Source organism: Pseudomonas sp. NFPP25, from assembly GCF_900116505.1.
Taxonomy (GTDB): domain Bacteria; phylum Pseudomonadota; class Gammaproteobacteria; order Pseudomonadales; family Pseudomonadaceae; genus Aquipseudomonas; species Aquipseudomonas protegens.
The window spans coordinates 27,981-49,086 of sequence record NZ_FPBG01000010.1 but is presented as its reverse complement, the minus strand read 5'-3'; the positions used below and the strand labels follow the sequence as shown (position 1 = coordinate 49,086).

Below are 21,106 nucleotides of genomic sequence, written 5' to 3'. Positions count from 1 at the left end.
TTGGTGCCCGACAGAAATGGAACTCGCCCCATGCCCGACTCGCCGATCATCGCCGTGATGATCCATGCCGCCGACTGGCGTGCCGCCACCCATTGGTACGCCCAGGCCTTTCCCCAGGCCCGCCGGGTGCTGCACGAGCCGGATGATTTCGGCCATTTGCAGCTCGCGGGCCTGTCCCTGGAAATCGTCCCCTGCGACGCCAAGGTCGGCCAGGGGCCGGCGGGCACGGTGGTGTACTGGCAGGTCGCCGATCTGCCCGGCCAGGTGCAGCGCCTGACCGGGCTGGGTGGGCGCCTGTATCGCGGGCCCATGGTCATTGAAGGCGGCGACTCGATCTGCCAGGTGCAGGACCCCTGGGGCAACTGCATCGGCCTGCGCCAGCCGGCCCGTTTGGGGCAGGCGTCATGAACCAGGTGCTGCTGATCATCGACGTGCAACCCTGCTTCAACCCTCCGCAGTGGCTGGTGGACGGCATCAACCACCTGCTCGGGCGCATGCCCTCGGTGGCCACGGTGGAGCGCCATGATGAAAGCCGCACGCCCTTCGCCCGGCAACTGGGCTGGCAGCCGGCGGTGGATGACCAGAGCCTGGTGGCCGCCGACAAGGTCTTCATCAAGCACGGCTACGGGCCGACGACGGAGATTCTCGAGCACCTCAAAAGCCTCGCCCCCGAGCGTGTGCTGGTGTGCGGTATCCAGACCGACACCTGCGTGCTGGCCGCAGGTTTTGCCCTGTTCGATGCCGGCTTGCAGCCGACCCTGCTCACCGACCTGACCGTGGGTTCGTCCCTGGACCGCAGCGGCGGCCTGGGCATCGACCTGTGGCGGCATCACTTCAAGCACCTGGCCCGCAGCGACGAACTCTAGGGGCCGGCTTGCGGGCCCCTTCGCTGGCAAGCCAGCGCATACAGCCCTCAGGTGGCGGCGCCGTTGCGTAGGAGCCGGCTTGCCGGCGAAGGCGATCTTGCGGGCCACACAGCGCTAGAGTCCGCATTCGCGCTCCCTCACCAGGCCCCTCATGAGCTTCACCGTCGGCCTGCGCTGCTACGTGCACATCAAGGGCCCCGAACCATAGGGCCTCAGTTCCCTGGAAGACATCCGCCGGCTGCTGGCGCGACGCCCACGGCTGCATGCCGCTGCGGCTTGAGGACAGCACGCAAGTTTTGCGCTAGCTTTTCCCGGCCCACCGGATCCGGAGTCGTCATGCCCAGCCCAGCCTCCCTGCACCAGGTCAGCACCCCCAACCTGCATATCGCCTATGAGCAACATGGCCCGCGCAACGGCGAGCCGGTGATCCTGCTCCACGGGTTTCCCTACGACGTACGGGCCTACGACGAGATCGCCCCGCCCCTGGCCGAGCGCGGCTATCGGGTCATCGTTCCCTACCTGCGGGGTTACGGCCCGACGCGCTTTGCCAGCGAACAGGTGATGCGCTCCGGGCAGCAGGCGGCCCTGGCCCGGGACCTGCTGGAGCTGATGGACGCCCTGCACCTGCCCCAGGCCACCCTCGCCGGCTACGACTGGGGTGGGCGCGCCGCGTGCATCGTTGCGGCGCTGTGGCCGCAGCGGGTCAAGGGCCTGATGAGCGCCGACGGCTACAACATCCAGGACATTCCCCGGGCCATCGAGCCCCGGGCGCCGGAGACCGAGCTGCGGCTGTGGTACCAGTACTACTTCAATACCCAGCGCGGGGTGGACGGCCTGACGGCCAACCGCCGGGAATTCTGCGAGCTGTTGTGGCGCCTGTGGTCGCCAACCTGGAAACAAGGGCCCGGGCTCTATGGCCTGAGCGCGCCCTCCTTCGACAACCCGGACTTCGTCGCGGTGGTGATCCATTCCTACCGTCATCGCTTCGGCTACGTACCCGGCGACCCCAGCCTGGAAAGCATCGAGCAGGCGTTGCAGGCACAACCGCCCATCCAGGTGCCGACCATCGCCCTGTGCGGCGCTGACGACGGCGTCGGCCCGGCCACCGAGCCGGATCCCGATGTCGGCCTGTTCAGTGGGCCCTATCAGCGGCGGATCCTCCCGGGGATCGGCCACAACCTGCCCCAGGAAGCGCCGCAAGCCACCCTCGACGCGCTGCTGGAATTGCTCGGCAAGCCCTGAGATGGGCACCGGCGCACGCCATGGGGCGGAAAAAATCGGTACACTTCGCGGCCTCGATCCCCCCACAGGACATGGAATGTTATCCGTCGCCGCTTCTCCCCGACCCGGCCTGCGCCGGGCCCTGGTGCTCTGGCTGTATGCCGTCGGCGCCGGCCACCTGTTGGCCGGGCTGCTGCTGACCTGGGCCGGCCACAGTGGCCTGTTCAACGATTACCTTGCGGGCATCGAACAGGCCTTCTGGGGCGCTGCCGCGCCGGCACCGGCCCGGGCCCAGCAGATCTGGTGGCTGGGGCTGTTCGGCGCCACCCTGCAAAGCTATTCGCTGTTCCTGCTGGGGCTGGTGCACCTGGGCAACCGCCTGCGGGCCCCTGCCGCCTGGGCCTGGCTGATGGCCGGGATTGTGCTGTGGGCGCCCCAGGACATGTGGCTGTCCTGGCAGATGAACATGACCGCCCACCTGTGGATCGACAGCTTCGCCCTGCTGGTGCTGCTGCCGCCGTTACTGTGGCTGCAGCGCCACGACCGCCGTACCTCTCGTCTTCCCTCGTAAAAGGACTTCACCATCGTGGCTGATTTGCCAATCCTGCAGTGGGCTATCGCCCTGTTGCTCGCCCAGGGCGTGCTCGGCGCCCTGGATACTCTCTACCATCACGAACTCACCGTGGCCCTGCCGCAGCGTCACAGCGCCCGCAAGGAGCTCAGCATCCATGCCCTGCGCTCGTGCTTCTACGGCGTGCTGTTCATGGGCATCGCCCACCTGGCGTTCCAGGGCATCTGGGCCCTGGTGATCGCCCTGCTGTTCGCCCTGGAAATCGGCCTGACCCTGTGGGACTTCGTGGTCGAGGATCGCAGCCGCAAGCTGCCGGCCATCGAACGCATCATGCACACCGTGCTGGCGATCAACGCCGGGGCCTTCTTCGCCCTGTACGGCCTGCAACTGCTGGAATGGTCACGCCTGCCCAGTGCCTTGAATCCCATCGACCTGGGCTGGCAGGGCTGGGCCCTGAGCCTGTTCGCCGTGGGCGTCACCGCCTCGGGCATCCGCGACGGCCTGGCGGCGCTGCGCCTGCAACGCCAGGGCCAGGGCGCCAACCCCTTTGCCGGTGGCAGCGGCAAGCGGGTGCTGGTCACCGGTGGCACCGGTTTTATCGGCGAGACCCTGGTCAACCAACTGCTGGATGCCGGGCACACGGTCAGCGTGCTGGCCCGGGACCCGCTGCGCGCCGCCTACCTGTTCGACGGTCGCGCCCGTTGCCTGCGCTCGCTGAGCAAGCTGGGCCACGGCGAAGCCTTCGACGTGATCATCAACCTGGCCGGTGCCCCGGTGGCCGGGCCGCGCTGGTCGGCCAAGCGCCAGGCGCAACTGCTGGCCAGCCGGGTCGGCACCACCGAAGCCCTGCTCAACTGGCTGCAACACGCCCAGCACAAGCCGGAGCTGTGGATCCAGGCTTCGGCCATCGGCTTCTATGGCGTGCGCGACGCCAGCCAGAGCCTGGATGAAAACGCCGAGCGCGGCGAAGGCTTCATGGCCGACCTGTGCGCGCGCTGGGAATCCTCCGCCGAACCGGCCACCCGCTTCGGCGTGCGCCAGGTGGTGCTGCGCCTGGGGATCGTCTTCGGTCCCGGCGGCGCCCTGAAGCCATTGCTGATGCCCTTCCATTTCGGCTTTGGCGGACGCATGGGCGATGGCCGGCAGATCATGAGCTGGGTGCACCGCGACGACGTGTTGCAGGTGATGGCCCGGGCCATGAACGACCCGTCCCTGTCCGGCACCTACAACATGGTGGCGCCGGAAGCGGTGAGCCAGGGCACCTTCGCCACTACTGTCGGCAAGGTGCTCAAGCGCCCGGTGTGGCTGCACGTGCCGGCTGCGCCGGTACGGGCCCTGGCCGGGGAGATGGCCGAGCTGTTCTTCGATGGCCAGAAGGTAGTGCCGGCGCGCCTGCTGCAGGCCGGCTACCGCTTCCGTTACCCGACCCTGGACGCCGCCCTGCGCGACCTGACCTGAGCTGAGGAATGCCCATGAGCAAGCCCCTGTTGTACCTGCTGGCGGGCAATGGCAGCGCCGCCGACTGGTGGGACGATGCCCTGCCGCACTTCCAGCGCTATCAGGTGCAGGCCCTGGAGCTGCCGGGGTTTGGCGACAACCCGCTGCCGCCCTGCCAGGACCTGGGTGAATACGCCGAGGCCCTGCTGGGCATGACCGAGCCGGGCCAGGGGATTGTCGCGGTGGGGGTCAGCGCGCTGATCGTGCTGCACGCCTTGCAGCGCCGCCCGGGGCACTTCTGCCGCAGTGTGCTGTTGTCGCCGGTGGGGGCCTTTCTCTGGCAACGGCGCTTGCCGGCGCTGATGTCGCCGCTGCCCGCGCGCTTGCTGATTCACGGTTTGCTCAGCCATAAACCGACGTGGTTTGCCGGCAAGTTCTCGCGCCAGCCGTGGAGCCAGGAGCAGTACCGGCGCATGGGCGCCGGCTATGGTCGGTGCCGGGCCTTCGTACCGCTGTGGGAGCAACTGCGGGCCGATACCGCGCTGCCGCTGCTGGAGTGGATCAAGGACCCGGTGCAACTGGTCTGGGGCGACCAGGACCGGCTGCTGGGGATTGCCCAGGCCGCAGCCTGGTCGGCCATCCTGGCCCGGGCCGACCTGCGGGTCAGCCTGCGGCCGGGCTGGGGCCATTACCCCTGGATCGACCACCCCGCCGAGTTCGTCGCCTGGCTGGAATCCGCCGACAACGGCTTCGTCGCCCACACCAAGGGCGGCCGCCTGCGCCTGGCGGAGCTGGCCGGCCAGCCGGTGCCCAGCGCCCTGTCCCTGGACAGCGCCAGCGACCCGCAGCTGCCGGCCCTGCTCGCCAGCCAGCCTGCGGCGCTGTGGGCGGTGCGTTCCTCCAGCTACGGCGAGGACCAGGCCGACTCGGCCAATGCCGGCTTGAGCACCACTTACCTGCGGGTGCCCAGCGAGCAAGTGCCCGGGCGCATCGGCGAACTGCGCGATGCCGGGGTCGAGGAAGTGGTGGTGCAGCGCTTTATCCAGCCGACCCTGTCGGGGATCGCCTTCGTCCGTCACCTGGCGGTGGAACTGGAGTGGGTCGAGGGCCATCTGGAAAGCCTTGCCGACGGTCAGGTCAGCCCGCAGCGGGCGATCCTTTCACGCCTGGGCGCAGCCTGGGAAAGCGGCCATTTCGCCACCACCCGGGGCCTGAGCGCCTGCGCCCTGTGGGACTTCCTGCAAGGGGTGCTCAAGACCTTCCACTACGTGCCCGGTGATGTGGAATGGGCCTGGGACGGCCAGCAACTGTGGCTGCTACAGTACCGCCCCATCAGCGACTACGGCTGGCGCCGGCACCTGACCGCGGCCAATATCGCCGAGATCCTGCCACCGCAACCCAGCCGTTTCGTCGAGTACGGCCAGCGCCGGGCGGCGGCGAGCATTCCGGCGATCATGGCGCGCTGGGACGCCCGTGTACTGCAGGACAACGAGCCCTTCACCGCAGTGTTCGGCGGTGCTTCCTATATCAACAATGACCTGTTCCTGGCGCGGCTGGCCGACTGGGGCCTGCCCTCCTCCAGCTATGCCGGCGAGGTGGGCGGCGCCACCCCGCAGCTGCCCTTGCGGCCCCTGCGCCTGTTGCGCTCGCTGCCACGGTTCCTGCGCATGCAGCACATCGCCCGCGGCCACCTGCTGAGCCTGGAACCGGGCCTGCGGCGCTTCGACCGGGAACTGGCGCAGTTGCGCGCCGCCGGGGCCGACGGCCAGCAACTGGCAGACTGGTTCAGCCGCTTCTATGTGTTCGTGGTGCAGGGCAACCTGTGCATCGCCACCGCCCTGGCCAGCAGTGGCGGCGCGCTGCTGGGGCGTCCGCCCACCGCCTACGACAACCTGGACAACAGCCCCCATCGCCTGCCCTGGGAAACCGACCCAGGCACCCCGCGCCCGCAGTGCGCCGAGTTGCCGTTGCAAGCCTTCCCGCACTGGAGCCCAGCCATCACCCTGGCCCACCGCCTGGGCTTGCCGGGCATGCGCGGCTATTACCTGCAAGTGCGCGAGTGGTACCGGGACAACCTGATGCGGATCTTCTTCCGCCTGCACCACGCCGTGCCCGAGGCTGATCGCGGCTACTGGTTCGCCCCCCATGAGCAGGTGCGCAACCGTGGCGGCAGCTTCTGGCAGGACGGCCGCGAAGGCAGCGAGCAGGCGGCGGGGTTCATGATCTACCCGGGCCAGGTCCAGGGCGTGCTGGGGGTCGACATTCTGCTGGAGGACACCCTCGACCCCGGGCGCCATGCCCACTATCAGCAGGCCCGGGCAGTGATCGCACGCATGGGCGGGCGCCTGTCCCACGGTTCGACCCTGTTGCGCGAACTGCGCAAGCCCTCGGCGGTACTGCCCCAGGTAGACCCGGCCTGGATCGGCCGCGAAGTGCTGTATGCCGACGGCCAACTGAGCCTGGTAGAAGGCTGAAACCCGCGCTCAGGGCTGCGCAATGCTGGCGAAGCGTTCGCGGTAGGCCTGGGGCGTCACGCCCAGGGCCCGCAGCACGCTGCGACGCAGGGTTTCCTCGCTACCGAAACCGCACTGGGCGGCGATGCGCTTGATCGGCAGGGTGCTGTCGGCCAGCAGGCGCCGGGCGCTTTCCACACGGATCAGTTCAATGGCCCGGGCTGGGGTCTGGCCGGTGTCGGCGCGATAGTGACGGACGAAACTGCGCTCGCTCATTCCCGCCTGCTCGGCCAGCACCGGCACCGTCAGTTCGCGGTCCAGGTGCTCGGCGATCCAGGCGTGCAGCCGGTCGAAACGCCCACCCTGGTTCTGCAGCGACAGGGTTACGCTGAACTGCGACTGGCCCCCCGGGCGCTTGAGAAACACCACCAGTTGCCGCGCCACTTCCAGTGCCACTGCGCGCCCCAGGTCGGCCTCCACCAGGGCCAGGGCCAGGTCGATGCCGGCGGTGACCCCGGCCGAGGTCCACACCGGGCCATCGTTGATGAAGATCGGATTGGCCTCCACCTGCAGTTGCGGATACTGCTCGGCCAACTGCTCGCAGCGGGTCCAGTGGGTGACCACCCGGCGCCCGTCCAGCCAGCCGCTGGCGGCCAGCAGAAAGGCCCCGGTGCAGACCGACGCCACCCGCCGTGACGCCGCAGCCCGGGCCGCCACCCAGGCCACCAGTTCAGGATCACGGGCCGCCCCGTAGACGCCCCAGCCACCGGCAACGATCAGGGTGTCGCAGGGCTCTTGCGGCAGCGGCAGCGGCTCGGCCAGCAGCGCCAGCCCCGAGGAGCTCAGGGTCGCCCCGCCCGGGCTGGCAATCACCCGCGGGTTGTAGGGCAAAGGCAGGCCCAGGCCGCGGGCCCGGTCATTGGCCGAGGCGAACACCTGCAGCGGCCCGCTGACATCCAGCAACTGGGCATTGGCAAAGGCCAGGACAAACACGTTTTTCGGCGCAGTGGGCATGGTTGGCGTAAATCGAGGGCTGGTTGGCGTATGCGCCAAATCCTAGAGCGCTAGAGTCAAGCCGTCCACTTCATCGACACAAGGAACAGGCAATGGCAGTGCAGATAGGTTTTTTGTTGTTCCCCGAGGTCCAGCAACTGGATCTGACCGGCCCCCACGACGTACTGGCCTCGCTGCCGGATGTGCAGGTGCACCTGATCTGGAAGGAGCCGGGGCCGGTGGTGGCCAGCTCGGGGCTGGTGCTGCAGGCCACCACAAGCTTCGCCGACTGCCCGCCGCTGGATGTGATCTGCATCCCCGGCGGTACCGGGGTCGGGGCGCTGATGGAAGACCCGCAGGCCCTGGCGTTCATCCGCCAGCAGGCCGCCCGGGCGCGCTACGTGACCTCGGTGTGCACCGGCTCCCTGGTGCTCGGCGCCGCGGGCCTGCTCCAGGGCAAGCGCGCCACCACCCACTGGGCCTACCACGAACTGCTGGCGCCACTGGGGGCGATACCGGTGCATGAGCGGGTGGTGCGTGACGGCAACCTGCTGACCGGCGGCGGTATCACCGCCGGCATCGACTTCGCCCTGACCCTGGCCGCCGAACTGTTCGACGCCGCCACCGCGCAGCGGGTACAGCTGCAACTGGAGTACGCCCCGGCGCCACCGTTCAATGCCGGCAGCCCGGACACGGCCCCCGCCAGCGTGGTGCAGCAGGCCCGCCAACGCGCCGCGGATTCGCTGCACAAGCGCCGGGAAATCACCCTGCGCGCGGCCGCGCGGCTGGCAGCCGGCTGAGCCTTCAGGCACGGCGTACCGGGCCCTGGCGGGCATTGCCCAACAACTGGGTGATGGCGCCATCGCCATAGGTGCGCTCGACCCTGGAAATCACCACCTGATAACCGGCGTACCAGCGCCGGTACTGGCGCTTGGCTTCGATGTGCCTGGGGTGGCTGGCAAAGGCCTGGATCGAGGCTTCGTCCTCCCAGTAATAGCTGGCGTTGATCAGCCCCTGGTCGGCGCTGGTCCAGGATTGGGCGCCGACGAAGCCCGGCAGGCTGATGGCAATTTCGTCGATCAGCGCACTGAGGCGGTGGAACTCCTCGTCGCGCTGGCCCGGCTGGTAGATAAAGGCGGCGATGTACATGGTCAAACTCCATTGGCTGATGAATCAGAGCGGACGCGCCAGCAGCGCCAGGCGCAGGGCCAGGGCCAGCAGCACCGCCGCCAGCAGCCAGGATTGCCAGCGGGCCAGCCGCGAATCGCTGCCGGGCAAGCCACGGCGCAAGGCCGCGCCGAAGATCCCCAGGCTGGTATGGAAGACCCCGCTGACCAGGGTCAGCAGCAAGCCCAGGACCACCAGTTGCACAGCGATGCTGCCGTGCTCGGGGCGCACGAACTGCGGCAGGAACACCATGAAGAACAGCAGCGCCTTGGGGTTCAGCAGGCTGTTGCACAGGGCCCGGACAAACACCGTGGCCAGCGGCACCCGGGGTGTATCGGCAAGGTCCAGGCCCCCCCGCTGGCCCAGGGCCTTCCAGGCCAGCCACAACAGGTAGGCAACCCCGGCATAGCGGATCAGGTCGAACGCCGGCGGCCAGCTGGCCACCACGGCGGTGACGCCCGTGGCCGTGAGCAGGGTCAGGCCGATATCCGCTGCGCCGATCCCCAGCCCCGATGCCACCCCACCGCGCCAGCCATAGGCTGCGCCGTGGCTGATGACAAAGGCCATGTTGGGTCCCGGCGACAGCAGCAACAGCAGCACGGCGCCGAGGAAGATCGACAGGGTGGAAAGGTCCGGCATGTGAGCGCTCCTGCGCAAAAGCCGCTAGATTAGGACGCCTGCCTGATACAAACAAAAAAGTGTTCTAGATACATGAGGTGGCCGAGCATGCGCCGTACCCGTTACAAAACCATCGTCGATCACTTCGCCCAGCGCATCCGCGCCGGCCAGCTGTGCCCAGGCACTCAGCTACCGACGGTGCGGGCGCTGATGGCCAGCGAGCAGGTGGCGCTGGCCACGGCGCTGCGGGTGTATCACGAGCTGGAAGCCATCGGCCTGGTGGTGGGCGAGCCCGGGCGCGGTACCTTTGTCCGCGACACCAGCCTGCCCCGGGGCATGGGCCTGGAACAGCACCCGGCCAGCGCCGCCTCGGTGGACCTGGCGTTCAACTACCCGTCCCTGCCCGGCCAGGCGGAAAGCCTGCGCGAGGGGCTGCGGGCGATAGCCGCCTCCGGCGACCTGGATGCCCTGCTGCATTCCGCGCCCCAGGGCGGCCGCCCCCATGAACGCCAGACCGCGGCGCGGCACCTGCGCAACCGCGAGATCCGCGTCGCCGCCGAGCAGGTGCTGATCGTCAACGGCGCCCAGCAGGGGCTGGCGGTGAGCCTGCTGGCGCTACTCCAGCCCGGGGACATCCTGGCAGTGGACGCCCTGACCTACCCCGGCCTCAAGACCCTGGCCCAGGTCCTTCGCCTGGACCTCGAAGCGCTGCCCCAGCACAACGGCCAGATGGACCTCGACGCCCTGCAGGCCCTGTGCCGCCGGCGCCCGGTGCGGGCGCTGTACTGCATGCCGACCCTGCACAACCCCCTGGGCACGGTGATGCCCCTGGCCGAACGCCGGCGCCTGGCGCAACTGGCCCGCGAGCATGAGCTGCTGCTGATCGAGGACGGCGCCTACGCCTTCCTCGCCGAACCGGCCCCGCCGCCGCTGCAGACCCTGGCCCCGGAGCGAACGCTGTATATTTCCGGGCTGTCGAAAAGCGTCGCCTCGGGCTTGCGCCTGGGGTTTATCGTCGCGCCCCTGGAGATGATCCCGGCCCTGGAACGGGCGATCCGCGTGTCCACCTGGAGCACCCCGTCGCTGACCGTGACCCTGGGCTGCCGCTGGATCGAGTCGGGGCTGGTGGACAGCCTGGAAGAACAGAAGCGCAACGATGCCCGCAGCCGCCAGCAACTGGCCCGGAGGGTGCTCAAGGGCTGCGATTACCAGGCCTATGGCTCATCGTATTTTCTCTGGCTGAAACTGCCGGAAGGACGGCGGGCCGATGCCGTGGTGGCGGCCCTGGAACATCAGGGGGTAACGGTGACCTCGGCCGAGCCCTTCGCTACCACCGCCCATGTGCCCCAGGCGTTGCGCCTGGCCCTGGGCTCCATCGGCCTGCCGCTGCTGGAGCAGGCTCTGGAAAAGGTCCGCAACGAAATCACTCGTTGACCACACCTGCAGGAGCCGGCTTGCCGGCGAAGAGCGCCCGCTCACCGGCGTCAATGGCCGGGGGCATCATCCGTGGCCGGCGGCGCCGCACCCACTACAACGATCTGCCGCAACCACGGCCATTTGCACAGAAGCCCGCGCTTAGCGTCAGGCTGAAAAGAACCTGCCACGTTCATGTTCCGCTGCGTGAAGTATCAAAGCGGCCACCGCACCCAGGCTGCAGGCACGAAATGCCGGACGAAAAAAAACCCGCCGAAGCGGGTTTTTTCCAAGACCATCATGACTTCCTGTCTGCAGCATCCGTGCTAATGGTCGACCTTCCCTGATCCTGAGCGCTTCCTGCGCTGCAGTTGTGGGAAAGAAGATTAAACACAAAGCCCGGTGCGCAGAAGGCGCATTGAATTACAGCGCGTGTAGGAAATTCGCTATACCGCACTTACGCAAACCCCTAGTTCACCCCTCCAGTGCCTGGGCGGCCAAAGCCGCGAGCTTGAGCTGGTGCTGCGCCCCGGGCTGATGATCGTCCTGGAGAAACCAGGCAGCGGACAAACCACTGAAGGCCAGCACCCACTGCACCAGCCGGCGCGGCTCCAGCTGCGCCGCCCGGGCAATCACCTGCACCTGGCGGGCAAAGCGCACAGGGTCGGTGGCGCTGGGCAGGTCCGGGTTGCAGATCAGGTTGGCGAAATCGAAGGTGCGCTCGCCATGGACCCGCTTGGGGTCGATCACCCGCCAGCCGCGCTCGGCGAAGTCCAGCACATTGTCGTGGTGTATATCGCCATGCAGCACCACCGGTTCCCGGGGCGTGGCCAACAGGTGCTCGGCTTCGGCCAGGCAGCGCAGGAACAACCCGCCCTGCTGCGGCGCCGCCTCGCGCAGGTCGGCAAACCAGCGATCCAGCGACACCAGCGGCGGCCGCGGTTGTGCCCGTGGCCGGTGCAACTGTTGCAGGGTGGCGCAGACGATATGGCTGACCTCATCGTGCTGGCCCGCCAGGGCCATGCGCATCAGCGAACCCTTGCCCATGGCGCGCTCCATCAGCAGGGCATCGCCTTGCTGGGCATGAACCCGCGCCGCCCCCTCCCCGGCCCACCAGGCCATCAGCCGGTTGCCGGCCTGCTCGTGTTCATCCAGGGCAATCTTCAACATGGCCGGCGCACCGTCTTGCAGACGCACCGGCAACAGGCGGCTGCCCGGGGTGACGATGGGATCGCCATCGGGCGTCAGGCGCCAGCGTTTCATATAGGTTGCAAACACAGAAGTAGCTCCCAGTAGTAAGCAGCAAGTTTCAAGCTACCGGATATGATTCGCAACTTATCGCTTGAGGCGGCCACTGACGACAGCAACCCAGCCCCTGCTATTGCGCGCCTTTCCTCCCGGTTGGATGAAGTTCTGCCTTACATCCAGCGCCTCCCCCCAAAATGCATGAACAAACCCGAGTCTGAAGTTGATCTAGCGCTCTACTCTCCTCCCTGTACACAAAGCTCCAGCCCCTGTGTTAGGGTGCTCCGGCAAAAAATACTATCGGACCATCAAACTGCTCGCAGCACCCTGCTTACTCTTGCGATCGGCACACTTGAAAAGTAAGGAGTCAAACACTTTATGGAATGGATTCTAAGCAACAAGGAGTGGTTTTTGAGTGGTATTGGGATTGCGATACCCTTGGCGTTCATCACCCTGTTCTTCCAAAAAAAAAATCAGGCAAAGCAGGTCCAGAATCAACGCAGCGGCAACAACAGCAACAACCTGCAAGCAGGCCGAGACATAACCACCGGCAAGAAGAACAGCAAAAAATAACTCAGACCCAGCAGTCCGGAGCTGGCAGCTATAACAATCAGGCTGGCAGAGACCTGACCATCAACCACATCGATTTGCCGCCCGAACTTCTTCAACAGTTCAATCACGCACTCAACAACATAAGAAATTCCGCAGACAGTGAGAAAAAGAACATTCTCCTGCTTCTTGAGCGCCAGGAATTCAGTAAGGCCGAAGCAGCACTGGACGCTTTGCTGACGGAGAGAAAGTCTTCATATGCTCAGGAGCTACTGGAAATTGCGGAGCTATATCTGCCGTTGAACAAAGAAAAGTCCAAGCTTTGTTATGAACAGGCTGCGCAGGCAGGACAGGACAATCCCGAACTGTTGAACAAGTATGCAATCTACTTGATGAATACAGGCAAGCTTGACGAAGCCCACACGGTATTCGACTTGTTGCTCGCAATGAGTCACTGCGACGACAAGGTCAGGGAGCTCGCCCTCGGCAATCGTGGCGTGCTTTATAAAAACCAGGGGAAATGGCAAGAGGCCATTAGCTATTTGCGTCAGGCCCAAGTGCTGTCCATCCGTAACAACAATAAAATCATTGAAACGTCGAACTTGAACAATCTGGGCGCCTGCTTCAACCACATGGGTGAGCTGGGGGAGGCCGACTCCTGCCTTCGACTGGCGCTGGAGAAGATCGAAAACCTGTTGGACCAACCGCAAACCGACCCCGCCCTTGCCAAGCTGAAGTCCATACAAGCCAACGCCTTGAGCAACCTGTCCATAAACAAGAAAAAGCTCTTCTTGCAAAGCGCTAGGAGTGCATACCTGGACGAAGCCGAACAGCTCCTCAAACGCGCCATAGACATTAATCAGTCCAGCGGCAACAAGTCGTTTCTTATCCGCCACCATGGCAACCTGGCCAACATCTACAAGCTGCAAGAACAGTATGAAAAAATGCACAGACACTTGGAAAAAGCCCGCGTGCTTTCCATCAGCCATGGCACCTTGAAAGATAAATTGACGGTACAGGTCAACCTGGCCGAGGCCTACCACAAAGAACACAAGCATCAGCAAGCTTTGCAAACTTACGAAAACTGCTTTGCCAACGAAAAAATCTTAGAGTTTCGCCAGTTGACGGCAACAGCGCTGTCAGGACTGGCCGATGTCCACAGGGCTCTGGATGAAGAACCGCAAGCCAACCACTGTGCGGCACAAGCAAGTGCCCTGTTCGCGGAGCTTGGCTTCAGCAGCGAAGTAGAGCGCATACGCAAGGATTTCCCTATGTCCCGGCCGTGAGGACCTTGCCCAGGTCCTCAAGGCCAAGGCCTTCGTTCTACAGCAATGCCGGGATGAGCGCTTCAACCCTGCTGCAGGTAGTTCTCGATATTGCTCATCTGCTCGTCCCAGCCCCGGCTGTTCATGCGAAAGGCCTTGAGCCGGCGCTCGGCGGGAATGCCGTCGAAGCCCGACTCGGTGACCCGCAGCAAGGTACCACCGGCGTGCTCTTCAAGTTCGAACCGGACCAGGGTGCTGGGCTCTGCCGAATAGTCCTGAGCGGGATCGATGGCGTAGGGGTGCCAGCGGAAGGAGAACAGCTCCTGGGGCAGCATCTGCTCCACCAGGACATCCCAGGTCAGGTGCTCATAGCCTGGGTAAGTCACCGCGCCCCGGGCCCGCTGGCCGGGTATGAACTGCTGGCCGGCCAGGGCCACGCCAAACCAGCGGCCGAAGCGTTCGGCCTCGCTCAGCGCCTGCCAGACCTGGGCCGGGTCGGCCTTGAGCAGGATCTTGCGTTCGATGCGATCTGAAGAATTCATGGGCCACCTCCAGTGATGAACACTAGACGTCTCTGAATCGAGCGCAACCTTTATCTGGCCGAAGGACCCACTGATTACCCAGAACGAAAAATGCTACTGTCGCCGGCGCCAATACCTCTGCAAAGGACCTGCCATGCCCCTCACCCTCACCGACCGCTACCGTGGCAGCCTGCTGGGCCTGGCCTGTGGCGATGCCCTGGGCACCAGTGTGGAATTCAAGCCACGGGGCAGTTTCCCCCCGGTCACCGATCTCTTGGGCGGCGGCCCGTTCAACCTCAAGGCCGGACAGTGGACCGACGACACCTCCATGGCCCTGTGCCTGGGGGAAAGCCTGTTGCGCAAGGACGGTTTCGACCCCGCCGACCAGATGGGCCGCTACCTCAACTGGTGGCAATGGGGCTACCTGAGCGCCACCGGCGAATGCTTCGATATCGGCATGACGGTGCGCCAGGCCCTGGCCGACTATCAGGAACACGGCCAGCCCTTGGCGGGCTCCAGCGACCCGCAGACCGCCGGCAATGGCTCGCTGATGCGCCTGGCGCCGGTGGTGCTGTTCCATTACCCCGACCTGGCCCAGGTCCGCGAGTTTGCCGGGGCCAGTTCGCGTACCACCCACGGCGCCGCCGAAGCCATCGAATGCTGCCAGCTGTTGGCCGGGCTGATCGCCAAGGCCCTGGACGGTGCCAGCAAGCAGCAACTGCAACGGCTCGACGCCCAGGGCTTTCGCGAGAGCAAGGTCGCGGCCCTGGCCCAGGGCAATTACCTGGATAAAACCCGCGACCAGATTCGCGGCAACGGCTATTGCGTCGACTCCCTGGAGGCCGCGCTCTGGTGCTTCCAGCACAGCGACAGCTATGCCGAAGCAGTGCTGGCCGCCGCCAACCTGGGGGACGACGCCGACACCACCGCCGCCATCGTCGGCCAGTTGGCCGGAGCTTTCTACGGGGCCCAGGGCATACCGCCGCACTGGCTGGCCAAGCTGCACATGGGCGAGGAGATCCAGGCCATGGCCGACGACCTGCTGGCCGCCGCCCGGCGTCGCGCGCCTGCCCGGCCGCTGCATGGCAGTTGCCTGTGCAAGGCGGTGCAATACCGGGTCGAGCGCCTGGACATGCCCATCGGCCACTGCCATTGCCAGACCTGCCGCAAGGCCCACGCCGCGGCCTTTGCCTCGACCGCCGGAGTCATGCGCGAACACTTCCAGTGGACCCAGGGCCAGGAACGCCTGAGCACCTACGAATCGTCCCCGGGCAAGCTGCGGCACTTCTGCTCGGTCTGCGGTTCTCACCTGCTGGCGGAGCGCCCGGGGCAGCCCCACGTGATCCTGCGGGTGGCGACCCTGGACGATGATCCGGGGCAGACGCCACAGGTGCATATCTGGACCTCCCACGATGTGCCCTGGCTGGCCGACGAAGCGCTGCAACGCTGGCCCGAGTGGCAACCCAGCCGCGGCTAGACTGTTTCTTCCTCATTGACCGATTGCGAGACTTTCCATGCGTCCGATCCTGTTGCTGGCCCTTGCGCCGCTGCTGCTGCTTGCTCCACTGGCCCAGGCCTATGAGTGCAACAACACCACCCAGACCGATATGAGCCTGTGCGCCAACTTCCAGCACAAGGCCGCGGACAAGGAGCTGAACGCCCTTTACCAACAGATCAACCAGCGCCTGAAAGACCAGCCACACAGCAAAAAGCTGCTGGTCAGCGCCCAGCGCGCCTGGGTGGCGTTCCGCGATGCCGAGTGCAGTTTTTCCACCTCGGGCGTGGAAGGTGGCAGCCTGTATCCGGTGGCCTACAGCAACTGCATCACGGCCTTGACCAAGACCCGCGTGGAGAGTTTCAAACAGTACCTGCAGTGCAAGGAAGGCGACTTGAGCTGCCCGGTCCCCGCACGGTAGGAGCGGGCTTGCCCGCGAAGGCGTCGGCGAGGGCCCTGCACGGCTTGCCGGCCTGTTCGCCGGCAAGCCGGCTCCTACAGGAGCCGGTGGCTGGCGGCGGGGTCAGCGGACGAAGATCTGCGCCGTGGTGATGGCCATGTCGCCGCCCGGCAGGGTGATCTTGCCGATCTGCTTCATGCTCTGCACATCGAAGATCGCCACGTCGTTGAAGGTCCCCGCCAGGTAGATCTTGGTCCCGGCCCGGTTGAACGAGATGCAGTAGTAGGAGTGTTCCAGGGTCGCGGCCTGGAGCAGTTTCTTCTGCTTGATGTCGTACTTGGCCAGGCGGTTGAGCACGCCGAACATCAGGTTGGGGTCCGTGGGCGAGCGCATGCCGCTGAAGTAGATCTCGGTCAGCGGGCCGAAGTCGGTGGTCTCGGTCTTGCCGGTTGCGAGATCGACGCTGAACAGCCCGTACAGCGGCTCGGCGGTAGCCGGGTCCTGCTTCTTGTCCTTGAACTTCGCCGCGGTGTAGAGCAGCGAAAAGTCATGGCGGAAGGTCTGCTGGTTCCACACGTAGAGCACGTCCGGCGCGCTGTAGTTGGGGCGTTTCCAGTGGCGGCTGGGGATCAGCACCTCGAACTTGCCGGTCTTGACGTCGACCTTGTACAGGTCCGGCCCGGCCACATACAGGGTGCCGTCGTCGCCGCTCTGCATGATGGTCAGCTGGCGCGGCGCGGGGAAACTGCGCAGCGGCTTGGCGTCGAGCCCGGCATCGGTGGCGTAGACATCCAGCCGCGGCTCCTTGACCTCATAGCGGTCATTGAGCAACAGGGTCGGGTTGGCCACGGTGTACAGCTCCTTGCCGTCGTGACTGACGGTGAAGGCGAACATCGAGCGCGCCTTCTCCCCCGGATGCTGGGTGATGCTGGCGTGGAACACCTGCTTGCAGCTGTCGAGCTCGACGCCGTAGACATCCGCATAGTGGTTGTTCAGCACGTAGGCGATCTTGCGGTCCGGCGACAGTTGCACGGTGCCGGGGCCGAAGGCGTCGGGCATCTTGCAGGTCTTGTACAGGCTGTCGGTGGCCAGATCGAGAACGTGCAGGTTGTTCGGGTAATTGGTGGTCACCATGTACTCGTGACCGCTGTTGAGGGCCAGGCCCTCGTCGGCCAGGGCGGTGAAAGAACAGGCGCTGAGAACCGCGCCGGCGGCCAGGCCGCACACTGTGATAGCTCGCATGCTGGAATCCTTGTGCTGTCCGGTTACTTGTCTTTGGGGAAGACGGTGCCGAGGTTGCGCCAGTTGTCGTTGGAGGCCTGGGCGTCCTTGTTCCAGTCGGGGTAGGTGCTCATCATGTCCGGCACCTGGGCCGGCCACCAGCAAGGGTCGGAGCAGCCGTAGAGGTCGGCCTCCATCGGTTGGCACAGCGACGAGACGCCGCCAAAGGCATCGATTTCCCAGCCCGGGTCGGTGGTCGAGGCGCAGCCGGCCACGGAGTTCATCGCCAGCACTTCTTCGATACGGTCCTGGGCCGCGGCCTCGGTCAGTTTCTGAGCTTTGTTGTTGATCGGCTTGAGATGTTTCATGTCAGTGAGCCTTGCGCGGAGTGATGTAGCTGCTGATGAACGCAGGGTTGTGCGCCATGATCCGGCTGTAGACTTCGATGCCGAAATCCACCCAGTCACGCATCAGTTCGCAATAGTGATAAGTCGGATGCGCCGGGTCGCCGTAGCGGGCATAGCTCTCGTGGTAGCAGCCGCCGGAACACAGGTTGCGGATGCGGCAGCTGTCGCAGCCGGTGTTGGTGCGGTCCAGGCGCTGGGACAGGAAGTCATTGAGCTCCATCTGCTTGACCCCACCGTCATGCACATTGCCGAAGGTCGGCAGGGATGAGCCGGTGAAGCGGTGGCACAGGTTCAGCTCGCCCTTGTGGTCCACCGCCAGCATCTTCAGTCCGGCGCCGCAGGGCAGCGCCTTCTTGTGGCCCTCGTGGATATCGGTGATCAGCTGGTGCAGGTTGGAGAAGCCGATATTGCGGTGCTCCAGTGCCGCCGCCAGGTAACGCCGGCCCAGGCGCTTCATGCTGGCGAAGACTTCGATCAACTCCTCGCTGCTGAGGTTGAAGCTGCTGATGTCCCCCGAGGTCACCGGGGCGAACCCCACTTCGGCGAACCCCAGCTCGTTGAACAGGTGATCCCAGATGGTCTCAAGGTCGGTGACCCCGGTGGTCAGGGTCACCCGCGCCCCCACCGGCCGGCTGTCGTAGCGTTCCAGAAGCATCTTCGCCTTGCGCCGCACCACGTCATAGGTGCCTTGCCCGCCCACGGTGATGCGGTTGCGGTCGTGCACGGTCTTGGGCCCGTCGATGCTCACCGAAAGCCCGAAGCGGTGGGCGTTGAGGTAGTCCACCACCTCTTCGGTGAGCAGGGTGGCGTTGGTGGTCATGACGAACTCGACGAACTTGCCGGCCGCGGCAAAGCGCTGTTCGCAGTAGTCCACCATGGCCTCGATCAGCGGCCGGTTGCTCAAGGGTTCGCCGCCGAAGAACACCACGGTGTAGCGCTCCTCGTCCGGGGACTCCTGGAGCAGCATTTCCACCGAGGCAATGGCCGTGTCCAGGCCCATCTTCTTGCCCGCCGAGGGCTTGTCCAGGTCTTCCTTGTAGCAGTAGGTGCAGCTCAGGTTGCAGCCGGTATTGACGTTGAGCACCACGGTATTGATCGCCGTGCGTTCGACCCGTTTGACGCCGATTTCCGGGGTCAGGGGCGAGCCGTCGCTGACCAGTTCCAGGGCCATCAGCTCACGCAGGGTGTCGCTGACGTCGGCACCGTCATAGGCGCCGGCCAGACGCTGGATCAAGTCTTCCGGGGTACAGCCCGGGCCGCGCAGCGCATCGATGATGCTGCCGGTCAAGGCATCGCTGGCAAACAGCGAACTGCTGGGGATATGGAACAGCATGCGGTTGGCGTCCACCTGCACTTCATGCAGGTTGCGCTCCACCAGATTCAGAATTGCGCCCATTACAACCTCCTGTGCCTGCCCCGCGTTCGGGGCCTGCGGTCATTGCCTGAAAGTGTCTGTCGGTATCGCTCGACGCCCCTCAGGGAATGGGTGGATTGTTCCAGCGTTGCACGGTGACGATCAGCTGGCCTTCACCGGTCAGGGCCTTGCCCCCCTCCTCCACCGCAGCGATCACCTTGAGGTTGCCGGCGTTGTTGGTGGACATCTTGCGCAGCGGGTTGGGCCCGGCATCCCCTGGGGTGAACACGCCACTGTCAGCCTGCATGCTGCCGGCGTACTTGACGTCTTCATCCTTGGCCGCCTGGGCGTCGAAGGCCTCGACCTTCCACTGCGCCGGCATCACGCCGATGCGGTAGGCCTTGCCGTCGGCCCCCTTGCCCCAGGCTTCGGCATCGAAGCGGCCCTGGACCTTGGGCGTCGAACCGCCGCCGTCACCGATCCGCGCCACGGCAAATGCCGGCACCACCTTGACCTCGGCGATGCGCTGGTACACCGCCAGCGTCGCGCCCTTGAGGCTGCCGACGCTGACTTCCCGCAGTCCCGGCTGGGCGCTGGCCGCCGCCTTGAGCCTGACGCGGATGCGTTCGGGGCTCTGCTCCAGCACCTGCACGACCTCCACCCCTTTGCCGAAGCTCGGAGTGCCCGCAAGGCCCGCGCCCACCAGGGTCACCTCGGCCTCCTCACCGGCCTTCAGGTAACCCGGCTGCACCGCCAGCAACCGCTGGCTGCCTTGCCGGGCGGCGATGAAGTCCAGGCCGCGCTCGTCGTGCTCGGCCTCGAACATCCGCCCTTGCAGTGCATTGCCCTGTGCCGCCAGCACCTGGCGCATGACCACGCCATCCACGGTGACATTGCCGCGCCATTCATAGCCGTTGTAGAGGATCGCGCTGCCCTCGCCATTGAACGGGCTGCCATCGGCGTACTGGCCCTTGACGCTGAGCTTGAACTGATCGCCTTCCCCGGCGCTGACGCTCATCACCCCGGCCAGTTCACCCTTGCCCGGCAGGTGGCCGCTGAAGCTCCAGTCCCCCGCCAGCGCCGCCGCTTGCGGGCGGGCCTGTTGCCAGGCTGTCCAGGCGGGATTGTCGAGGGGATAACGCTGGGCCAGCAGCGGCACCATTTCCTTGAGGGCGGTGGGCAGCCATTCCCGGTCCCGGGACAGCGCCTGGTACTCCAGGGATGGCCATTGCCCAAGGTGGAAATTCACCAGCCGCTCCCATTCCTGGGCCGGCCGGCGTTGCAGGGCGATCCGCGCGCCGGAGTGGCAGCGGGCGCACATCTGGGTGGTCTGTTCGTCGAAATGCTCGACAGTGTTCAGCCGTCGCTCCAGGGCGTAGCGCACGCCGTCGGTCTCGCTGGGCGCCAGGCCCTGGGTATCGGCCAGGTACTTGACCAGGGTGCGGCGGTCGTCATCGCTGATTTGCAGCCCGTGCATGGTCTGCATGCGGGCAATGCTCATCAGCCAGCCTTCCGGGGTCTTGCGCTGGTGGCTGATGCGGCTCAGGGCTTCCCCGGCCTCGGGGGTGTGGCAACCCTGGCAGGTTTCCTTGAGGATGCTCTGCGCATCCCGAGCGGCAAAACTCGAAGGGGCATGCAAGGCGGTACAGGTGGCAATGGCCAGCAGGCTGGCACTGAGCCTCAGGCGCAGTCTTCTCTTCATCAACGTCAAACCTCCCACGGTGCTTTCTTATTTTTAGCGAGTCGTTTTTATGGTTTCTGCCATGCCCGGCACGCCCGGTCATGGAGGCAAGAGAAACGTCTGCTGATATGCAATACACGGAGCGTGCCAGCTTATAAAAGAACCCGGAATCAACGACTTGGGCGAAGACGCCGGTCCCTGGCGGGCTTGCGGGTGTTACCCGACGTTC

20 protein-coding genes and 1 pseudogene are annotated in these 21,106 nt (G+C 65.7%); 12 read left to right on the top strand and 9 right to left on the bottom strand.

Going from position 1 to position 21,106, the window contains the following annotated elements:
* The first annotated feature begins 30 nt into the window (after nucleotides 1–30).
* From BM382_RS30660 to BM382_RS30635, 6 genes are all read left to right on the top strand, one after another.
* Complete coding sequence (locus BM382_RS30660; RefSeq protein ID WP_011062383.1) at nucleotides 31–408, top strand: VOC family protein; 378 nt, start codon at nucleotides 31–33, stop codon at nucleotides 406–408.
* Nucleotides 405–866: a cysteine hydrolase family protein gene (locus tag BM382_RS30655; RefSeq protein ID WP_072445058.1), complete on the top strand. Its 462-nt coding sequence runs from the start codon at nucleotides 405–407 to the stop codon at nucleotides 864–866. Before BM382_RS30660 ends, BM382_RS30655 begins: the two co-directional genes overlap by 4 nt.
* A gap of 336 nt (nucleotides 867–1,202) precedes the next feature.
* A complete protein-coding gene (locus tag BM382_RS30650; RefSeq protein ID WP_072445056.1) occupies nucleotides 1,203–2,108 on the top strand; it encodes an alpha/beta fold hydrolase in 906 nt (301 codons plus the stop codon).
* Between the two features lie 76 nt (nucleotides 2,109–2,184).
* Nucleotides 2,185–2,658, top strand: a complete 474-nt coding sequence (locus tag BM382_RS30645; protein ID WP_015636431.1) for a hypothetical protein — start codon at nucleotides 2,185–2,187, stop codon at nucleotides 2,656–2,658.
* A gap of 15 nt (nucleotides 2,659–2,673) precedes the next feature.
* Nucleotides 2,674–4,116 (top strand): TIGR01777 family oxidoreductase, encoded by a 1,443-nt coding sequence (locus BM382_RS30640; RefSeq protein WP_011062387.1) that lies wholly within the window; start codon nucleotides 2,674–2,676, stop codon nucleotides 4,114–4,116.
* A gap of 14 nt (nucleotides 4,117–4,130) precedes the next feature.
* Nucleotides 4,131–6,569, top strand: a complete 2,439-nt coding sequence (locus tag BM382_RS30635; protein WP_072445054.1) for an alpha/beta fold hydrolase — start codon at nucleotides 4,131–4,133, stop codon at nucleotides 6,567–6,569.
* A gap of 9 nt (nucleotides 6,570–6,578) precedes the next feature.
* Here BM382_RS30635 and BM382_RS30630 read toward each other — a convergent pair whose 3' ends face one another.
* Nucleotides 6,579–7,562: a GlxA family transcriptional regulator gene (locus BM382_RS30630; RefSeq protein WP_072445052.1), complete on the bottom strand. Its 984-nt coding sequence runs from the start codon at nucleotides 7,560–7,562 to the stop codon at nucleotides 6,579–6,581.
* A 92-nt stretch (nucleotides 7,563–7,654) separates the two neighbouring features.
* On the opposite strand from BM382_RS30630, the gene inhA reads away from it, so the two are divergent.
* Nucleotides 7,655–8,341 (top strand): isonitrile hydratase, encoded by a 687-nt coding sequence (inhA, locus tag BM382_RS30625; RefSeq protein WP_011062390.1) that lies wholly within the window; start codon nucleotides 7,655–7,657, stop codon nucleotides 8,339–8,341.
* 4 nt (nucleotides 8,342–8,345) lie between these two features.
* Here the strand turns inward: inhA and BM382_RS30620 are convergent, their stop codons facing one another.
* Together BM382_RS30620 and BM382_RS30615 are read right to left on the bottom strand one after the other, a co-directional pair.
* The gene (locus BM382_RS30620) at nucleotides 8,346–8,690 is read right to left on the bottom strand and encodes an antibiotic biosynthesis monooxygenase family protein (protein WP_011062391.1); all 345 of its coding nucleotides are present in this window, start codon (nucleotides 8,688–8,690) and stop codon (nucleotides 8,346–8,348) included.
* A 24-nt stretch (nucleotides 8,691–8,714) separates the two neighbouring features.
* Entirely contained in the window at nucleotides 8,715–9,347 is a 633-nt protein-coding gene (locus BM382_RS30615) for a LysE family translocator (RefSeq protein ID WP_011062392.1), read from the bottom strand.
* A gap of 87 nt (nucleotides 9,348–9,434) precedes the next feature.
* On the opposite strand from BM382_RS30615, the gene BM382_RS30610 reads away from it, so the two are divergent.
* Complete coding sequence (locus BM382_RS30610) at nucleotides 9,435–10,760, top strand: aminotransferase-like domain-containing protein (protein ID WP_072445050.1); 1,326 nt, start codon at nucleotides 9,435–9,437, stop codon at nucleotides 10,758–10,760.
* Between the two features lie 453 nt (nucleotides 10,761–11,213).
* Here BM382_RS30610 and BM382_RS30605 read toward each other — a convergent pair whose 3' ends face one another.
* Nucleotides 11,214–12,017, bottom strand: a complete 804-nt coding sequence (locus tag BM382_RS30605) for an aminoglycoside phosphotransferase family protein (protein ID WP_083541096.1) — start codon at nucleotides 12,015–12,017, stop codon at nucleotides 11,214–11,216.
* A 350-nt stretch (nucleotides 12,018–12,367) separates the two neighbouring features.
* On the opposite strand from BM382_RS30605, the gene BM382_RS30595 reads away from it, so the two are divergent.
* Nucleotides 12,368–13,819 carry a tetratricopeptide repeat protein gene (locus BM382_RS30595; protein ID WP_170866364.1) on the top strand — a complete coding sequence of 484 codons (1,452 nt, stop codon included), beginning with the start codon at nucleotides 12,368–12,370 and terminating at the stop codon, nucleotides 13,817–13,819.
* Between the two features lie 62 nt (nucleotides 13,820–13,881).
* Here the strand turns inward: BM382_RS30595 and BM382_RS30590 are convergent, their stop codons facing one another.
* Entirely contained in the window at nucleotides 13,882–14,340 is a 459-nt protein-coding gene (locus tag BM382_RS30590) for an SRPBCC family protein (RefSeq protein WP_011062395.1), read from the bottom strand.
* A gap of 133 nt (nucleotides 14,341–14,473) precedes the next feature.
* Between BM382_RS30590 and BM382_RS30585 the strand changes: the two are divergent.
* From BM382_RS30585 to BM382_RS30580, 3 genes and pseudogenes are all read left to right on the top strand, one after another.
* Nucleotides 14,474–15,373 (top strand): annotated as a pseudogene (locus tag BM382_RS30585) (ADP-ribosylglycohydrolase family protein); the annotation flags it as partial.
* On the top strand, nucleotides 15,347–15,796 hold the full coding sequence (locus BM382_RS32145) for a GFA family protein (protein WP_239690439.1): 450 nt from the start codon (nucleotides 15,347–15,349) through the stop codon (nucleotides 15,794–15,796). The pseudogene BM382_RS30585 and the gene BM382_RS32145, both read left to right, overlap by 27 nt.
* A gap of 37 nt (nucleotides 15,797–15,833) precedes the next feature.
* Entirely contained in the window at nucleotides 15,834–16,235 is a 402-nt protein-coding gene (locus BM382_RS30580) for a lysozyme inhibitor LprI family protein (protein WP_011062397.1), read from the top strand.
* 102 nt (nucleotides 16,236–16,337) lie between these two features.
* On the opposite strand, the gene peaD is transcribed toward BM382_RS30580, so the two are convergent.
* The 4 genes from peaD to peaA form a co-directional block, all read right to left on the bottom strand.
* Nucleotides 16,338–17,456, bottom strand: a complete 1,119-nt coding sequence (gene peaD, locus BM382_RS30575) for a quinohemoprotein amine dehydrogenase subunit beta (protein ID WP_011062398.1) — start codon at nucleotides 17,454–17,456, stop codon at nucleotides 16,338–16,340.
* Between the two features lie 23 nt (nucleotides 17,457–17,479).
* On the bottom strand, nucleotides 17,480–17,803 hold the full coding sequence (gene qhpC / locus BM382_RS30570) for a quinohemoprotein amine dehydrogenase subunit gamma (RefSeq protein WP_011062399.1): 324 nt from the start codon (nucleotides 17,801–17,803) through the stop codon (nucleotides 17,480–17,482).
* A 1-nt stretch (nucleotide 17,804) separates the two neighbouring features.
* Nucleotides 17,805–19,238, bottom strand: coding sequence for a quinohemoprotein amine dehydrogenase maturation protein (gene peaB / locus BM382_RS30565; RefSeq protein ID WP_011062400.1), 1,434 nt, complete (start codon nucleotides 19,236–19,238; stop codon nucleotides 17,805–17,807).
* A gap of 79 nt (nucleotides 19,239–19,317) precedes the next feature.
* Nucleotides 19,318–20,898 carry a quinohemoprotein amine dehydrogenase subunit alpha gene (gene peaA, locus BM382_RS30560; RefSeq protein ID WP_072445041.1) on the bottom strand — a complete coding sequence of 527 codons (1,581 nt, stop codon included), beginning with the start codon at nucleotides 20,896–20,898 and terminating at the stop codon, nucleotides 19,318–19,320.
* Nucleotides 20,899–21,106 lie beyond the last annotated feature (208 nt).